Annotated in this window: 14 protein-coding genes and 2 tRNA genes; 11 read left to right on the top strand and 5 right to left on the bottom strand. The window is 62.0% G+C overall.

What is annotated here, in order from left to right; all coding sequences use genetic code 11:
* Positions 1-12: 12 nt before the first annotated feature.
* Genes yidD through rpmH form a run of 3 tightly spaced genes read right to left on the bottom strand, consistent with a single transcriptional unit; the run spans position 13 to position 992 of the window.
* Positions 13-411 (bottom strand): membrane protein insertion efficiency factor YidD, encoded by a 399-nt coding sequence (gene yidD / locus QFZ70_RS17945; protein ID WP_307097541.1) that lies wholly within the window; start codon positions 409-411, stop codon positions 13-15.
* Positions 404-814 (bottom strand): ribonuclease P protein component, encoded by a 411-nt coding sequence (gene rnpA / locus QFZ70_RS17940; RefSeq protein ID WP_307097539.1) that lies wholly within the window; start codon positions 812-814, stop codon positions 404-406. The genes yidD and rnpA overlap by 8 nt, the downstream gene beginning before the upstream one ends.
* 40 nt (positions 815-854) lie before the next feature.
* Positions 855-992, bottom strand: a complete 138-nt coding sequence (gene rpmH, locus QFZ70_RS17935) for a 50S ribosomal protein L34 (RefSeq protein ID WP_003800212.1) — start codon at positions 990-992, stop codon at positions 855-857.
* Positions 993-1,460: 468 nt separating this feature from the next.
* Between rpmH and dnaA the strand changes: the two genes are divergently transcribed.
* The 5 genes from dnaA to QFZ70_RS17910 all read left to right on the top strand — a co-directional run bounded on the left by dnaA (position 1,461) and on the right by QFZ70_RS17910 (position 7,335).
* On the top strand, positions 1,461-2,882 hold the full coding sequence (gene dnaA / locus QFZ70_RS17930) for a chromosomal replication initiator protein DnaA (protein ID WP_307097537.1): 1,422 nt from the start codon (positions 1,461-1,463) through the stop codon (positions 2,880-2,882).
* Between the two features lie 523 nt (positions 2,883-3,405).
* Positions 3,406-4,530: a DNA polymerase III subunit beta gene (dnaN, locus tag QFZ70_RS17925; RefSeq protein ID WP_307097536.1), complete on the top strand. Its 1,125-nt coding sequence runs from the start codon at positions 3,406-3,408 to the stop codon at positions 4,528-4,530.
* Between the two features lie 108 nt (positions 4,531-4,638).
* On the top strand, positions 4,639-5,523 hold the full coding sequence (gnd, locus tag QFZ70_RS17920; RefSeq protein WP_373461616.1) for a phosphogluconate dehydrogenase (NAD(+)-dependent, decarboxylating): 885 nt from the start codon (positions 4,639-4,641) through the stop codon (positions 5,521-5,523).
* Between the two features lie 44 nt (positions 5,524-5,567).
* Complete coding sequence (gene recF / locus QFZ70_RS17915; protein ID WP_307097535.1) at positions 5,568-6,770, top strand: DNA replication/repair protein RecF; 1,203 nt, start codon at positions 5,568-5,570, stop codon at positions 6,768-6,770.
* Positions 6,763-7,335, top strand: coding sequence for a DUF721 domain-containing protein (locus tag QFZ70_RS17910; protein WP_307097533.1), 573 nt, complete (start codon positions 6,763-6,765; stop codon positions 7,333-7,335). Before recF ends, QFZ70_RS17910 begins: the two co-directional genes overlap by 8 nt.
* Positions 7,336-7,365: 30 nt before the next feature.
* On the opposite strand, the gene QFZ70_RS17905 is transcribed toward QFZ70_RS17910, so the two are convergent.
* Both QFZ70_RS17905 and QFZ70_RS17900 read right to left on the bottom strand, forming a co-directional pair.
* The gene (locus tag QFZ70_RS17905) at positions 7,366-8,040 is read right to left on the bottom strand and encodes a hypothetical protein (protein WP_307097532.1); all 675 of its coding nucleotides are present in this window, start codon (positions 8,038-8,040) and stop codon (positions 7,366-7,368) included.
* Between the two features lie 149 nt (positions 8,041-8,189).
* Positions 8,190-9,332: a ThuA domain-containing protein gene (locus tag QFZ70_RS17900; RefSeq protein ID WP_307097530.1), complete on the bottom strand. Its 1,143-nt coding sequence runs from the start codon at positions 9,330-9,332 to the stop codon at positions 8,190-8,192.
* Positions 9,333-10,022: 690 nt separating this feature from the next.
* Between QFZ70_RS17900 and gyrB the strand changes: the two genes are divergently transcribed.
* The 6 genes from gyrB (at position 10,023) to QFZ70_RS17870 (ending at position 16,059) form a co-directional block, all read left to right on the top strand.
* Positions 10,023-12,113 carry a DNA topoisomerase (ATP-hydrolyzing) subunit B gene (gene gyrB / locus QFZ70_RS17895; protein ID WP_307097529.1) on the top strand — a complete coding sequence of 697 codons (2,091 nt, stop codon included), beginning with the start codon at positions 10,023-10,025 and terminating at the stop codon, positions 12,111-12,113.
* 55 nt (positions 12,114-12,168) lie between these two features.
* Positions 12,169-14,847 carry a DNA gyrase subunit A gene (gene gyrA / locus QFZ70_RS17890; RefSeq protein WP_307097528.1) on the top strand — a complete coding sequence of 893 codons (2,679 nt, stop codon included), beginning with the start codon at positions 12,169-12,171 and terminating at the stop codon, positions 14,845-14,847.
* Entirely contained in the window at positions 14,840-15,556 is a 717-nt protein-coding gene (locus tag QFZ70_RS17885) for a DUF3566 domain-containing protein (RefSeq protein WP_307097526.1), read from the top strand. Before gyrA ends, QFZ70_RS17885 begins: the two co-directional genes overlap by 8 nt.
* A 96-nt stretch (positions 15,557-15,652) precedes the next feature.
* Positions 15,653-15,726 (top strand) — tRNA-Ile (locus QFZ70_RS17880).
* Positions 15,727-15,794: 68 nt separating this feature from the next.
* Positions 15,795-15,911, top strand: a complete 117-nt coding sequence (locus QFZ70_RS17875) for a DLW-39 family protein (protein ID WP_229748488.1) — start codon at positions 15,795-15,797, stop codon at positions 15,909-15,911.
* 72 nt (positions 15,912-15,983) lie between these two features.
* Positions 15,984-16,059: transfer RNA gene (locus QFZ70_RS17870), tRNA-Ala, on the top strand.
* The last annotated feature ends 31 nt before the right edge of the window (positions 16,060-16,090 follow it).

The raw sequence follows: 16,090 nt of genomic DNA, 5'->3' as shown, positions 1-16,090 counted from the left end.
TATCCCTATTCGTCAGGCCGCCGTGCGGCCTTCTCCATCAGTCCGAGCAGCCAGGTACTTGTCCGGGTTGTTCAGCACAACAATCGTGGGGGTCTGGCTGACAGGCCATTCCCGGTGGCCGGCGGGGACATGGTCCACACCACCGGCATTCCATGGATGGCAGCGGCCCAGGCGGCGGACGGCAAGCCAGCTTCCTTTGACGGCACCATGAACAGTAATCGCTTCAAGGGCATAGGCCGAGCATGAAGGAAAGAAGCGGCAGACCTGGCCGTACAAGGGAGAAATCACCTTGCGGTATGCGGTCAACAGAAGAATAAGGATGTTGCGGGGCAGGTTCCAGAAAAACCTCCCGGCAGCGGCAGCAGCAGGACGGAGATAGGTGACGACGACGACGGCGGTGGCGTTACGCACGCAGTGTCCCCTCCTGTGTTGTACCGGGCGAACCGTTGGCAGCAGCCCGTACAGGGCGGCCTGCCAGCCGGGTCATAGTCGCTGCCAGTGCCGCGTTGTAATCCGACAACAGCTGATCCCAGCTCGCGGACGCAGACGCAGGAAGCGCCCGGACCACTATGGCAAAACCGGTACCGTACTCGCGCAGCGAGGCAGCACCTGCTTCTCTCAGTCTCCTCTTAACGAGGTTCCTGACCACAGCGTTCCCGACACCCTTCGAAACGATGAACCCGATCCGGCTGGGTTCGTCAGCAGCAAGAGCTGCCGTATATAACACTACGTTCCGGCGTCCATTGCGGACACCGGAACGTACAGTTGTTGAAAAATCGGTTGCAGTCCTCAAACGGTTACGGGTGGCCAGCACCTTAAACTCGCAAAGAAATGTCTACCGACGAGTCAGTTATTTAGGCCGACAGCTCGGTACGGCCCTTGCCACGACGGGCTGCCAGGATGGCGCGGCCGGCACGGGTACGCATACGAAGGCGGAAGCCGTGCTTCTTGGCTCGACGGCGGTTATTCGGCTGAAAAGTCCGCTTGCTCACGTTAGTTACTCCAGTGGATCAAAGGTGCGCCCACCCGATCAGTAAAGGGGAAGAACTGGCCGACGCTAAGTTTTGTATATGCACGCTTCCCCCGGCTGCTCACACGCACTGCGTCTGAGAGGTTCAGATGGGGCCAAAAAGCGGACACAAAGGACTTCACAACGTTAGGGCAATTTAAGCCCCTGAGTCAAACCGGAGCAGGCCGCAGGCGCTATCCACAACTGTGGCCAACTGGCCCCTCCAGCCTGTGGATGAAGTGGCTCACAGGGCCGCATTCAGAACAACACCGGTGTAATTATCCACAAGCTACTTGCCAGCTATCTTCTAGGCTTTTCATCCCCTAGAGTTGCCCAGTAGCCGATTATCCACGTGCTGTGCATAACCCTGTGGATGAAGCTGAACCCATCCTGGTTCAAGACTTGCGGCTGCAGGCAATGCAGGCAAAGCAAGTTTTGAGGGAACCGATTGATGACAGTAGACGAAGCCAACCACGCCAATACTGTCGGAAGTTCCTGGCGTCGGGTTGTGACCTTGCTGGAGCAGGACCACCGCGTGACGCCGCGGCAGCGGGGCTTTGTCATCCTGGCGCAGGCACAGGGCCTGATCGGCTCCACCCTTCTGGTTGCCGTCCCCAACGAGCTCACCCGCGAAGTGCTGCAGACCCAGGTCAAGGACGCACTGGACGACGCCCTGCACAACGTGTTCTCCGAAGACATCCGCTGCGCCATCGATGTGGACACAGATCTGGTGCCTGTCCACGTAGAGCCGGAACCCGTCGTCGAACCTTCCTTCTCGCCGGACCAGCTCATCGAGCAGAAGCCGCAGCCCATGCTGCCCAGCACCTCCCACGAGTTCGGCCGGTTGAACCCCAAATACGTCTTCGACACTTTCGTGATCGGTTCCTCCAACCGCTTCGCCCATGCCGCCGCCGTCGCAGTGGCAGAAGCGCCGGCCAAGGCCTACAACCCGCTGTTCATCTACGGCGACTCGGGCTTGGGAAAGACGCACCTGTTGCATGCCATCGGTCACTACGCGCGCCGCCTGTACAGCGGAATCCGTGTCCGTTACGTCAACTCGGAAGAGTTCACCAACGACTTCATCAACTCCATCCGCGACGATGAAGGCGCCAGCTTCAAAACTACGTACCGCAATGTGGACGTCCTGCTGATCGACGACATCCAGTTCCTGGCCGGCAAGGACCGGACGCTGGAGGAGTTCTTCCACACCTTCAACTCGCTGCATAACAACAACAAGCAGGTTGTTATCACTTCGGACCAGCCGCCCAAGCTGCTTGCCGGTTTCGAAGACCGCATGAAATCCCGCTTCGAGTGGGGCCTGCTGACGGATATCCAGCCGCCGGAGCTCGAGACCCGCATCGCCATCCTGCGGAAGAAGGCGCTCAGCGAGGGTCTTTCCGCGCCGGATGACGCTTTGGAGTACATCGCGTCCAAGATTTCGAGCAACATCCGTGAACTCGAGGGCGCCCTGATCCGCGTGACGGCCTTTGCCAGCCTCAACCGCCAGCCCGTGGACGTCGCCCTCGCCGAGATGGTCCTCAAGGACCTCATCACCGACGACGGCGCCCAGGAAATCACTTCGAGCCAGATCCTCACGCAGACCGCTGACTACTTCAAGCTCAGCATGGAAGAGCTCTGCAGCAAGTCCCGCACCAGGACCCTGGTCACCGCCCGCCAGATCGCTATGTACCTGTGCCGGGAGCTGACGGACATGTCGCTTCCCAAGATCGGCCAGGAACTCGGCGGCCGCGACCACACCACTGTGATCCATGCAGACCGCAAGATCCGCGAACTGATGGCCGAGCGCCGTGTGATCTACAACCAGGTGACAGAGCTGACCAACCGGATCAAGCAGCAGCAGCGCGATTCCTAGCGGAGCATCTATACCTTATTAACAGGTGCATGTGGATAAGCCTGTGGATAGTTAAGGGGACAACCGCGGTTAATGGGCTTAAAACCCTTAAGGCGCCTGTGGATTCGAAAAATCGCGAAAAATGTTGTCCCCATCCACACCCTGTTTAAAACCTGCTCCACCCACAACCCATGAACAGGGCTTAACCGCCGAATCCTGCGGGCGGACGAGGTTATCCACAGTTTCCACAGCAGTTATTAACACTACTAATCCCAAAAATTTGAAGTCCCTCAAATAACAACTCCGGTCTCCCGCGCCGCACCGAGGGGCCAACGGCCCAAAGGGACTGGCGCTGGAAGACGGGGGATGGGTTAATCGCTGATCTTCCGGCTAAGCTGTCAGCAGCGCTCCCACCCTTGGGTTTCTGCGTGGTCCAGGCAGCACGGACCATGCAGGTTCAGGTGTCGGGACAACTCCTTTTGTGACTTCCTGCGGGAAGTTTCCGGAACACCATCGCAGCAGCAATGAAAGGCGGAACCCTTCCGTGAAGTTCAGAGTCGATCGGGACGTCCTGGCAGAAGCCGTCACCTGGACAGCCCGCTCGTTGTCTCCGCGGCCGCCCGTCCCCGTCCTTTCCGGCCTTCTGCTGAAGGCTGAAGCAGGTACGGTGAGCCTCTCAAGCTTTGATTACGAGACCTCCGCGCGCCTGGAAATCGCCGCTGACATCCGTGACGAAGGCACCATTTTGGTTTCCGGCCGCCTCCTTGCGGACATCTGCCGCAGCCTTCCTTCGGCCCCTGTCGACGTCGAGACGGATGGGAACAAGGTCACCCTGACCTGCCGCCGAAGCAGCTTCCACCTGGCCACCATGCCGGAAGCTGAATACCCGCCGCTTCCGGCGCTTCCCACCGTGAGTGGAACGGTTCCGGGTGACTCGTTTGCCCAGGCCGTCTCCCAGGTGATCATCGCTGCGAGCAAGGATGACACCCTCCCCATCCTCACCGGCGTTCGGATGGAGATCGAGGACGACCTCATCACCCTCCTCGCCACAGACCGCTACCGTCTCGCCATGCGCGAGGTGCCGTGGAAGCCTGTAACTCCCGGAATCTCCACCAGTGCGCTGGTCAAGGCCAAGACCCTGAACGAAGTGGCCAAGACTCTCGGCAACAGCGGTGACATCCAGCTGGCCCTATCCGATGACGAAAGCCGTTTGATCGGCTTTGAAAGCGGGGGCCGCACCACCACATCTCTGCTCGTGGACGGCGACTACCCGAAGATCCGCTCGCTCTTCCCGGATTCCACCCCCATCCACGCCACAGTGCAGACCCAGGAACTCGTGGAAGCGGTACGCCGCGTGTCCCTCGTGGCTGAACGCAACACTCCTGTCCGCCTTGCTTTCACCCAGGGCCTGTTGAACCTTGACGCCGGCACCGGTGAAGATGCCCAGGCCTCGGAGGAACTCGAAGCCCAGCTTTCGGGTGACGACATCACCGTTGCGTTCAACCCCCATTACCTGGTGGAGGGCCTGAGCGTGATTGAAACCAAGTTCGTCCGGTTCTCGTTCACCACGGCACCGAAGCCCGCCATGATCACGGCCCAGGCTGATGCCGACGGCGAGGACCAGGATGACTACCGGTACCTCGTGATGCCGGTCCGCCTCCCCAACTAGTCCCCGCCGCCTCCCTCGCCTCACAAGTCCCCATCGGCGTGGGCCCACAGTAGTTGTCGTTCTCTGCCCCAAAACAAAAGCCAAACCCGCGCAGAAAAGAGATCCACCGTGCACATCGGACTGATCGGCCTCGGGAAAATGGGATTCAACATGCGCGAACGCCTGCGCAAGGGCGGTGTGGACGTCACAGGGTATGACCGGAACCCGGACGTCACTGACGCCGGCTCGATCGATGAGCTCCTCGCCGCAGTTCCAAGTCCGCGGCTGATCTGGGTGATGGTTCCCGCCGGCGACGTCACGGACGCCGTCATCAAGGAACTCAGTGAAAAGCTCGACGAGGGCGACCTTGTCATCGACGGCGGCAACTCACGGTTCACGGAAGACCAGAAGCACGGGGAACTCCTCGCCGCCAAGGGCATCCGCTTTGCGGACTGCGGCGTTTCCGGCGGAGTCTGGGGGCTGCAAAACGGCTACGGGCTGATGGCCGGTGGCGACGCAGCCGACATCGAACGGGCGCTTCCGGTCTTCGACGCGCTCCGTCCGGAGGGCGAACGCGAGGACAGCTTCGTGCACGTCGGCGGAATCGGTGCAGGCCACTACGCCAAAATGGTGCACAACGGCATCGAGTACGGCCTGATGCAGGCGTACGCCGAGGGTTACCAACTCCTGGCGTCCAAAGACATCATCAACGATCTGCCCGGCACTTTCCGCGCCTGGCAGAAGGGCACCGTTGTCCGCTCGTGGCTGCTCGATCTCCTGGTCAAGGCACTTGATGAGGATCCGGGACTGCAGAACATCGACGACTACGTCGAGGACTCCGGCGAGGGCAGGTGGACCGTGGAAGAAGCCATCGCCAACGCAATCCCCGCACCGGCCATCACCGCCGCGCTGTTCGCGCGCTTCGAGTCCCGCGAGGACAGCTCCCCGGCCATGAAGATGGTGTCCGCACTGCGCCACCAGTTCGGTGGACACGCAACCCGTCCCGCCAAGTAGCCACCGCCGGGAACCTCTGTGGTTCCCAGAATTGCCGAACCCGCGTGTACCTAGAACACCTTTCCCTGACCGACTTCCGCAGTTACGCCCAGGTTGACCTTGCCCTGGGCCCGGGTGTCACCGTTCTGGTGGGATACAACGGCATCGGCAAGACCAATCTGATGGAGGCCATAGGCTACCTGGCCACCCTGAGCTCCCACCGCGTCAGTTCCGATGGACCGCTTTTGCGCTTCGGCACCGACCGCGCGCTGGTGCGGGCCAGACTGGTCCGTGGCGGGCAGATCACCGTACTGGAGCTGGAAATCAACGCTGGCCGCGCCAACCGCGGCCGCATCAACCGGAGTAACCCGGTGCGCGCCCGCGATCTGCTGGGCATCTGCCAGACAGTGCTCTTCGCCCCGGAAGACCTGGCTCTCGTAAAGGGTGATCCCTCAAACCGGCGCCGCTTCCTTGACGAGCTGCTCGCCAGCCTGATTCCGCACCACGCGGCCACGCGCAGCGACTACGACAGGGTGCTGAAACAACGCAACGCGCTGCTCAAGTCAGCCCGTGCCGGGAAGTTCACCTCCGCGCATGAAGCAACACTCGATGTGTGGGACCAGCACATGGCCAAGGCCGGTGCCGAGCTGCTTTACGCGCGGCTTGAACTTGTGGAGCGCCTCCGCCCGCACCTGGCCCGGGCCTATGCCGAGCTGACTGACGCGTCAAAGCCCGCTGACGCCGTCTACCGCTCCACCCTTCAGGACCAGATGGACGACGACGGCGCCCCCTTGCTGCGCGATGCGGCTACCGGAGCCGGGGGTACTTCGTCAGAAGCGGACGACCTGCGCCGGCTGACCGTCGAGCAGTTGACGGAACGGTACGTACGCTCCTTTGCCGATGCACGACGGAAGGAACTGGAACGGGGCATCTCACTGGTGGGCCCGCACAGAGATGAACTGGAACTGGTCCTGGGCCAGGCACCCGCCAAGGGCTACGCTTCCCACGGTGAAACGTGGTCCATGTGCCTTTCGCTGCGACTCGCTTCCTACTACGTGATGCTGGACGATGCCCGCACCGGAGGCTCCGCCCCCATCCTCATCCTCGATGACGTTTTTGCTGAGCTTGATGTCCAGCGCCGGCGTAAACTGGCGGCAATAGTCTCAGGTGCGGAACAGGTCCTGGTGACCGCCGCCGTCGACGCCGATATCCCGGAAGAGCTGTCCGGCCGGCGGGTGAAGGTCATCGCGGGAGGTATCGATGAGTAGGGACGAGGAAAAGGCAGGTGGCCAAAAACCTGGCGGATCCGACAGCCGCGTCCCTGACAGCATCGATGCGCCCCAGGCTGCATTAAACAGAATGCGGGAGGCTGCCGCAGCGCGGGGCGAGATCCGCCGGGCCGCACCGCGACCCGGATCCCAAAAGGCCAAACGGGGAATCCGGGACACCCGCGGCTTCAGCCAGTTCCATGCCACCGGCCGCGATCCCCTCGGCCTCGGAAAAGTAGTGGGCCGCCTGGTGGCTGAACGCGGCTGGACCTCACCGGTTGCTGTCGGTTCCGTCATGGCGGAGTGGGCCACCCTGGTTGGACCGGAAATCTCGGCCCACTGCACGCCGGAGAGCTTCACCGACACTACGTTGCACGTCCGGTGCGATTCGACTGCCTGGGCCACACAGCTGCGGCTCCTCAGCTTGAGCCTGCTGGAGAAATTCCGGGTGGAATTGGGTGATGGAGTGGTCACCAGCATCCAGGTCCTTGGGCCCTCCGCGCCCAGCTGGCGCAAGGGCGGCCGGTCCGTCAACGGCCGGGGACCCCGCGACACCTACGGATAGCCCGCCGTCGGACTCCTGAAGCAGGCCAGATTAGTGCTGGGTCTCTGGCTCCTGGAACTCCTCCGGGACGGCCTCGGGGTCACCATTTAGAGCCAGGAACACGTGCACGTGTGCTCCGCCTGACTTAACAGTGAGCGTATCCAGTTGTCCCGCTCCGGCCTGCCACAGGCGCACCGCCGCCTCGCGTCGCTTCCCTACAGTTACAGCAAGTGCATCACGCTGGTCAGCAGGCGCGGTTAATGAATGTTCATAGCCGGCAGCTGCCGACTGCAGCAGCTCAGCGGCACCAAGGAGGGCCTCCCGGGTAACCGTCTGTTCACTTGTGCCGTCTTTGACGGCTTCCAGTGCAGACGCCGCAGATGCCAAGTTCCGATTCCACTTGTCCACATCACCGGCGCTGGCTGGAGTTGAACTGATGGTTGGGTCCACCGGTACAGCGAGGGCGAGGTCCTGCAGGACCCGTGCCAAATGCCCCTGTGCCACGTCGGCAGCAGAACTCAAATGCGCGTTCAGCTCAGCTCTTTCGGTGGCCTGGCCAGCGGCGAGTTTTTCAGCAACCGCCTCGATTGAACTGGCCTCTTGGGCATTGCCGACGTCCCCGGCGCGCCCTTCGCTGAATGTAATGGTCACGGGTACGAGGACGGCAGTGACGGCCGCCAGGGCAAAAATGTATGTTCTGCGGGAGGGGCGCGAAGAACGGTTCAAGAGGATCGACTACCTTCGGAGACCAAGCAGGTCGTTTTGTTCCTCCGCTTGCTGACGATGCGGAGTGAATTGAGCATTTCCGGACTTCGGGCTGATGGTGTCTGGCGCACTGGCGGATACTCCAGCCGCCGATGCGCCAGACACCACGTTTACTCCAGTCCGAGCTGCCAGGTTTGCAGGTCACGTACCTTTCCGAGCAACAGGTCGTAAGCTTCGGAATCACTGTCGATGTGCGCCCGGACCTGGGCAGCAGCTGCGTTGAGTTTGTCCGCAGAATCGGCATGCAGGCCGGCTTCGGCAAGGTCCTGGGCCTTGTCCAGCTGTTTGGTCAGCTGGGTGGCGGCCTTCGATGAGATCTTTCCTTCAGCGAGTAGGTCCCCTGTCGTTGATCCAACCTCGGCCCAAGTCACGCAGTCACCGCCACCGCTTACCGCACCGGCTGACCATGTAATGCCTCCCAGCAGGTGCTTAAGAAAAGCAGGCTCGACGTACGATGCTTCCGTATGTCCTCCGCCGGTGTACCACGAGCGGGAGGACTCAAAATTTTGGCACCAGGAGAGGGGATGGTCGGAACCCATAGCGTTGCCGCGCGCGTTGTACGTGGTTTCGTCAAGGTTTGTGAGGACACGAACGCTGTTGCGGGGGCTTTGCGTGAAGTTGTACCACTCGTCAAAGCGCGTCCAGGTCCCTGACAGGTGCTCTGTCGAAGGATGGGTGCCGTCTTCAACCACCTGGACAGCATTCTGCTGCTCAGGATGGCTGACAAACCGTGCCCCGCCTCCGGTCAGCTGGCTGTACCAGGGAACTGTGTGCATTGAGTCAGTTGCTGCATGGACGCCGGCGAACCCACCGCCTGCCCGGATGTAGCCTTGGAAAGCCGTAAGTTCTCCCGCATCGAGCAACGTCGGCTTTGCAGGATCGAGGTTATTGGTGCCGTCGACAGTGGAAACGAAGACGATGGTTTCGTACTTGCCAAGGTCGGAGGCACTGGTAAATGGCGTGCTGGGCAGCGTCCGGTCGGGCTGGCCCTGATTCCGCGATGACGTCGGGGGGTCCCAGACATCAACGCTGAAACCGTTTGCCTCGCCGAGGGCAATGATCGCCGTCGTCGCCTCATCAATGCTGCTGTGACGAAAGCCGGTCGTCTTCCCAACGACGAGTACGTCATAGTTTTCCACCACCTCGGCCTGCCCCGGAACGGGCCCGGCTTGGGCTGGAGTTACCACCAGGGCAGGAACGACGAGCGCTGTTCCAAGTACGCCGAGGACTGCCTTACGGATGTATCGCTTCATTGCGCTCCTCTTGTTTCAGTATTCCCAGATCGGACAAACGCCAGTTGGGCACAAGGTTGAGAGTTATTGACCTTCGTACCCCACGGCATCGAGCCCTAAGAAGTTCGGTTCGACAACTCTTGATCAGTAAACACCGGAACTCCGGCGGTTTCTAGCTTTTTGGACGAGGACTTCTTTCGCCTTGTTTCGTAAGCGCGCTGAGTTTCGCCTTTTCCCTGCCGGAATTCCTTCAGTAATGCGCATTTTTCGACATAAGTGAGGCCCATGCCCGTTCTCCAACGCCGATACCGACGGTGCAGTGCTGACGTTCCTTTGCACGCGAGTCCGAACCGGCAGTTACGGCGTACAGGGCCGTGCAGGAGCAGGAGGGCGTATAGGAACCCAGAGGCGGGACCGTTGGGGCCCCCAGGGCCGGATCTACGGCTTGCAACAGGCACATCAGCCGCCATCCACACCCCTGGAATGCGGAGATACTGCCCGTCCCGCGGTAGAATCGTTGTAGATAACTGGGCGCGGGTGAAACGTTGACTGAGTCCGTTTTCCGCAGGCTTCCAGCACGCGGGCATCGGGCTCCACCATCAGCTAATAACCGGCGCTATAAGTTTGTGCCTGCCGGCAGATGACAGTCCTGGTGGAACCGGGGAAAGAATCGGTCGGCCATCATCGAGAACAGAGGAGTCGACAGCGCCTGTGGCTAACGACAATACAGACATCCTGGCAGTTGAACCCGCAGTCGAGGATGCCCGCACGCCCGACACCCCTGCGGAAGCTCCCACTCCACGCGAGTACGGCGCCAGCGACATCACTGTCCTTGAAGGCCTGGAGGCAGTGCGGAAGCGTCCGGGCATGTACATCGGTTCCACCGGACCACGCGGACTCCATCACTTGGTATACGAAGTGGTGGACAACTCTGTGGATGAAGCCCTGGCCGGCTACTGCACACACATCGAGGTAGTGCTTCAGGCCGACGGCGGTGTGAAGGTTGTGGACGACGGCCGCGGTATTCCCGTTGACATGCACCCCACGGAGCACAAACCCACCGTCGAAGTTGTTATGACCATCCTGCACGCCGGCGGCAAGTTCGGCGGCGGCGGTTATGCCGTATCCGGCGGCCTGCACGGCGTGGGTATCTCCGTTGTTAATGCTCTCTCCAGCAGAGTGGACACCGAGGTCCGCCGTCAGGGCCACGTCTGGCGGATGTCCTTTGCCGACGGCGGCAAGCCCCAGGGCAGCCTGGTCAAGGGTGAGGAAACCGACCGCACCGGAACCACCCAGACCTTTTACCCGGACGCCGAGATCTTCGAGAGCACCGAGTTCGATTTCGAGACGTTGCGCGCACGCTTCCAGCAGATGGCATTCCTCAACAAGGGATTGCGCATCACCCTGACCGACGAACGCACCTCGGCCAGCGACAGCGAAGCGGACGCTGACCTGGACCTCGACGGTGTAGTCACCGAGGGCGAAGTCAGCGCAGAGCACCGCACGGTGGTCTACCAATACAACGAAGGCCTGCTGGACTACGTCAAACACCTGAACTCCGGCAAGAAGGTGGAAGTTGTCCACGAGGACGTCATTGCCTTCGAGACCGAGGACAAAGAACGCCGGATTGCCCTGGAAATGGCGATGCAGTGGACCAACGCCTACTCCGAAAGCGTCCACACCTACGCCAACACCATCAATACTCATGAGGGCGGTACGCACGAAGAGGGTTTCCGCGCTGCCATGACCTCCCTGATCAACCGCTACGCGCGCGAAAAGGGAATCATCAAGGAAAAGGACGACAACCTCACCGGTGACGATATCCGTGAGGGCCTCACCGCCGTCATTTCCGTCAAGCTTGCTGAGCCCCAGTTCGAGGGCCAGACCAAAACCAAGCTGGGCAACTCCGAGGTCAAGGGCTTCGTGCAGCGCGTTGTCACTGACGGGCTCGGTGACTGGCTGGAACGCAACCCCGGCCCTGCCAGGGACGTGATCCGCAAGGCGATTTCCGCTGCCCAAGCACGTATGGCGGCCCGCAAGGCCCGTGACAACGCGCGCCGCAAGAGCCCGCTGGAATCCTTCGGCATGCCGGGCAAGCTGTCCGACTGCTCCTCCAAGGATCCGGAGAAGTGCGAGGTCTACATCGTGGAGGGTGACTCGGCAGGTGGCTCCGCCAAGCGCGGCCGGAACCCTGAGACTCAGGCCATCCTTCCGCTGCGCGGCAAAATTCTCAACGTGGAGCGTGCCCGCCTGGACAAGGCACTGGGCAACGCAGAGGTCCAGTCCATGATCACGGCGTTCGGAACCGGTATCGGTGAGGACTTTGACCTCGCCAAGCTGCGGTACCACAAGATCGTGCTGATGGCAGACGCCGATGTGGACGGCCAGCACATCACCACCCTCCTGATGACACTGCTGTTCCGCTACATGCGTCCGTTGATCGAGAACGGCTACGTCTACCTCGCCCAGCCGCCGCTTTACCGCATCAAGTGGTCCAATGCCGCCCACGACTACGTCTACAGCGACAGGGAGCGCGACGCGAAGCTGGTTGCCGGCCAGGCAGCCGGGCGCCGCATCCCCAAGGACAACGGCATCCAGCGTTACAAGGGTCTCGGTGAGATGGACTACACGGAACTGTGGGACACCACCATGGATCCGGACCACCGCACGCTGCTGCAGGTCACCATGGATGACGCCCTCGCCGCGGACCAGATTTTCTCCGTCCTGATGGGCGAGGACGTGGAATCACGCCGCAATTTCATCCAGCAGAACGCCAAGGACGTCAGGTTCCTGGATATCTAAGGGCACTCCCTTCGCATATTCCAGAACTGACATATACCTGAAACGGAAATAGAAAATGAGTGACGAAACACCCGGAAATCCGGTCCCCGAGGCCGGAAACCCGGACACCGTTCTTGAAGGCGACGTGCTGGTGGACCGCGTGGAGCAGGTGGACCTGCAGACGGAAATGCAGCGGTCCTACCTGGACTACGCCATGGCCGTTATTGTGGGCCGCGCCCTCCCTGACGTCCGGGACGGCCTTAAGCCGGTCCACCGCCGCGTGTTGTACGCCATGTTCGACGGCGGCTACCGTCCGGAGCGCTCCTTCAACAAGTGCGCCCGTGTGGTGGGCGAGGTCATGGGCCAGTACCACCCCCATGGCGACACCGCGATCTACGACGCGCTGGTCCGCCTGATCCAGGACTGGACCATGCGCTACCCGCTGGCCCTCGGCCAGGGCAACTTCGGCTCCCCGGGCAACGATGGTGCTGCTGCACCCCGTTACACCGAGACGAAGATGGCGCCGCTGGCCATGGAAATGGTTCGGGACATCGACGAGGAAACAGTCGATTTCCAGGACAACTACGACGGCAAGAACCAGGAACCCACCATCCTGCCGGCCCGGTTCCCCAACCTGCTGGTCAACGGATCCTCGGGCATCGCCGTCGGCATGGCCACCAACATTCCGCCGCACAACCTCCGCGAGGTAGCGGACGGTGTGCAGTGGTACCTGGCCAACCCGGGAGCCAGCCGCGAGGAACTGCTGGAAGAGCTCCTGCTGCGGGTCAAGGGCCCCGATTTCCCCACCGGCGCCACCATTCTGGGCCACAAGGGCATCGAGGATGCTTACCGGACCGGCCGGGGCTCCGTCACCATGCGGGCCGTGGTGAACGTGGAGGAACTGCAGGGACGCACCTGCCTCGTGGTCACGGAATTGCCGTACCAGGCGAACCCGGACAACCTGGCCATCAAGATCGCCGAACTGGTGAAGGACGGCAAGATCCAGGGCATCGCCGACCTGCGCGATGAAACTTCCGGCCGCACCGGTCAGCGCCTGGTCATCGTCCTGAAGCGCGATGCCGTGCCGAAGGTAGTGCTGAACAACCTTTACAAGCACACCGAACTGCAGAGCAACTTCTCCGCCAACATGCTGGCCATCGTGGACGGAGTCCCGAGGACGCTGAGCCTTGACGCCTTCATCCGGCACTGGGTGACCCACCAGATGGACGTCATCGCCCGGCGCACCCGGTACCGGCTGCGCAAGGCCGAGGAAGAAGCCCACATCCTGCGGGCACTCCTCAAGGCATTGGACATGCTGGACGAAGTCATTGCCCTCATCCGTGCTTCCAACACCACCGAGGCAGCACGCGACGGCCTGATGGAACTGCTGGACATCGACGAACTGCAGGCCCGGGCCATCCTGGACATGCAGCTGCGCCGCCTGGCGGCTTTGGAGCGCCAGAAAATCCAGGACCGGCATTCAGAGCTTGAAGCCCTCATCGCCGAGTACAACGAGATCCTCGCCTCCGAGCAGCGCCAGCGCGAAATCATTAGCAACGAGCTGGGTGAAATCGTAGCCAAGCACGGCGATGACCGGCGCACCAAGATCCTCATGGGTTACGACGGCGACATGTCCATGGAGGACCTCATCCCCGAAGAGGAGATGGTGGTCACCATCACCCGCGGCGGCTACGTCAAGCGCACCCGGAGCGACAACTACCGGTCCCAGCAGCGCGGCGGCAAGGGCATCAAGGGCGCCCAGCTCCGCGGCGACGATGTGGTGGAACACTTCTTTGTCACCACCACCCACCACTGGCTGCTGTTCTTCACCAACCTCGGGCGGGTTTACCGCGCCAAGGCCTATGAGCTGATGGAAGCGGGCCGTGACGCCAAGGGCCAGCACGTGGCCAACCTCATGGCCTTCCAGCCGGACGAACACATTGCCCAGGTCCTGGACCTGAAGGACTACCAGCAGGCGCCTTACCTTGTTCTCGCCACCAAGCGGGGACTGGTTAAGAAGACCCGCCTGGAGGACTACGACACCAACCGCTCCGCGGGCGTGATCGCCATCAACCTCCGCGACGGTGACGAACTGGTCTCTGCACAGCTGGTTTCGGAAACCGATGACCTCCTGCTGGTGTCCCGCAAGGGCCAGTCCATCCGCTTCACCGCAACCGAGGACGCCCTGCGCCCGATGGGCCGGGCCACCTCCGGTGTTACTGGCATGAAGTTCCGCGAGGAGGACGAACTCCTGGCTGCCAACGTGGTGACTGACGGTTCGTACGTATTCATCGTGACCGAGGGCGGTTACGCCAAACGCACTGCGGTGGACGAATACCGGCTCCAGGGCCGCGGCGGCCTGGGCATCAAGGTTGCCAAGCTGGCAGAAGGACGCGGTGACCTGGTGGGGGCGCTGATCGTCCAGGAAGAAGATGAAGTGCTGGTGGTCATGGAGGGCGGCAAGGTTGTCCGTTCCTCCGTGGCCGGTGTCCCCGCCAAGGGTCGCGACACCATGGGCGTCATCTTCGCCAAGCCGGACAAAAACGACCGGATCATCGAAGTGGCACGGAACAGCGAACGCGGACTCGAGGGCGAGGAATCGCTTGAGGATGACGTAACGTTGGCTGAAGATGGCGGTTCCCCGGAGGAAGCCGCAGAGTCAGCAGTGGCAGAAGAATCACCGGCCGTAGAGTCAGAGGACGCCTCGGGCGACGCTGAGCCGAACGAAGACAACACGGAGGTAACGAGTGAGTAATCCGGACTCATTTCCCAAGCCGAACACTTCTGTTCCCGAGGGAAGCCGGCCCTCGGCTGCGCCCCGCGTGAACGCTCCTGTTCGTCCCCAGCAGCGGCCGGCAGCGCCGGCAGCGCCGGCAGCTGCTCCGGGCCAGCGCCCCTCGGCTCCCGGCCAGCGGCCTGTCCAAAGCGACCGTCCGGCGTCGGGCCAGCCGGCCCCGCGCACGGCCACTGGAAGTCCGGCACAGGGTCAGCGGCCCGTGCAGGGCCAGCCCGGTCAGCGGCCGGCGCAGGGAAGCCCCGCACAGGGCCAGCGTCCTGCGCAGGGGACGCCCGGACTGGTGAAGCCGGCGCCGAAGGCCAAGGTTCGGCGCGCGCGGCTGCTGGTCAGCAAGGTGGATCCCTGGTCCGTGCTGAAGATGGCGTTCCTGCTCTCGGTGGCGTTGGGAATCGTTACCGTGGTGGCCGCAATCGTTCTATGGACAGTCCTGGACCTCACGGGGATCTTTGACCAGGTGGACAGCCTGCTGGGGACGCTTGCTGGCTCCGAGGGCGGCGGCTTCGAGCTGAAGAAGGTTGCTTCACTGGGCCAGGTGGCTTCCTTCGCCACCATCATCGCCGTGGTGAACGTTGTCCTGCTGACCGCGCTCTCCATGCTCTCTGCCGTGCTCTACAACATCGCTGCCACCTTGGTGGGCGGCATCGGCGTTACCCTCACGGACGACTAGGTCCTGTTTTCACCGGCTAATCGCCGGTGGAGACGCCCGATTTGAGATCGGGCCGGGATGTGCTGTAAAGTCATGTCTCGGCCCGATGAGGTATCGGGGCGTATAGCTCAGGCGGTTAGAGCGCTTCGCTGATAACGAAGAGGTCCCAGGTTCAAGTCCTGGTACGCCCACGGAACCTGTGCAGGTTCAAGTGGAGGTTCGGTTCGCATCACTGCGGCCGGACCGGAATGGGGAGCATGTGAAGAAGTTGCTGGTACTGGCAGCTGCCATCGCAGGCGTCCTGGTCTACCGCAAGGCACAGGAATCCGAAGCCCGGAAGACAGTCTGGAGCAAGTCGACCGATACGGTTGACTAGGCCGGACACCTGGTCCGGGGGCTGGTCAGAAGCCCCGTGGTTCTAGGGTATGATGGACGGGTTGCTTCTTATGGGGGCATGGCGCAATTGGTAGCGCACCTGCTTTGCAAGCAGGGGGTTCGGGGTTCGAGTCCCCGTGCCTCCACCATAAGAAAGTCCCGGTTAGCGTCCAACGCTGG

The organism is Arthrobacter sp. V1I9 (assembly GCF_030817075.1).
In the GTDB taxonomy this organism is placed as follows: Bacteria; Actinomycetota; Actinomycetes; order Actinomycetales; family Micrococcaceae; genus Arthrobacter.
Note: the sequence above shows the minus strand (reverse complement) of the source record. Positions and strands in the feature narration are given on the sequence as shown.

Excerpts from the sequence above, each read along its gene's own strand:
- dnaA (WP_307097537.1), top strand. The coding sequence starts at position 1,461 with ATGACAGTAGACGAAGCCAACCACGCCAATACTGTCGGAAGTTCCTGG.
- QFZ70_RS17910 (WP_307097533.1), top strand. The coding sequence starts at position 6,763 with ATGAGTAGGGACGAGGAAAAGGCAGGTGGCCAAAAACCTGGCGGATCC.
- QFZ70_RS17900 (WP_307097530.1), bottom strand. The coding sequence starts at position 9,332 with ATGAAGCGATACATCCGTAAGGCAGTCCTCGGCGTACTTGGAACAGCG.
- gyrA (WP_307097528.1), top strand. The coding sequence starts at position 12,169 with ATGAGTGACGAAACACCCGGAAATCCGGTCCCCGAGGCCGGAAACCCG.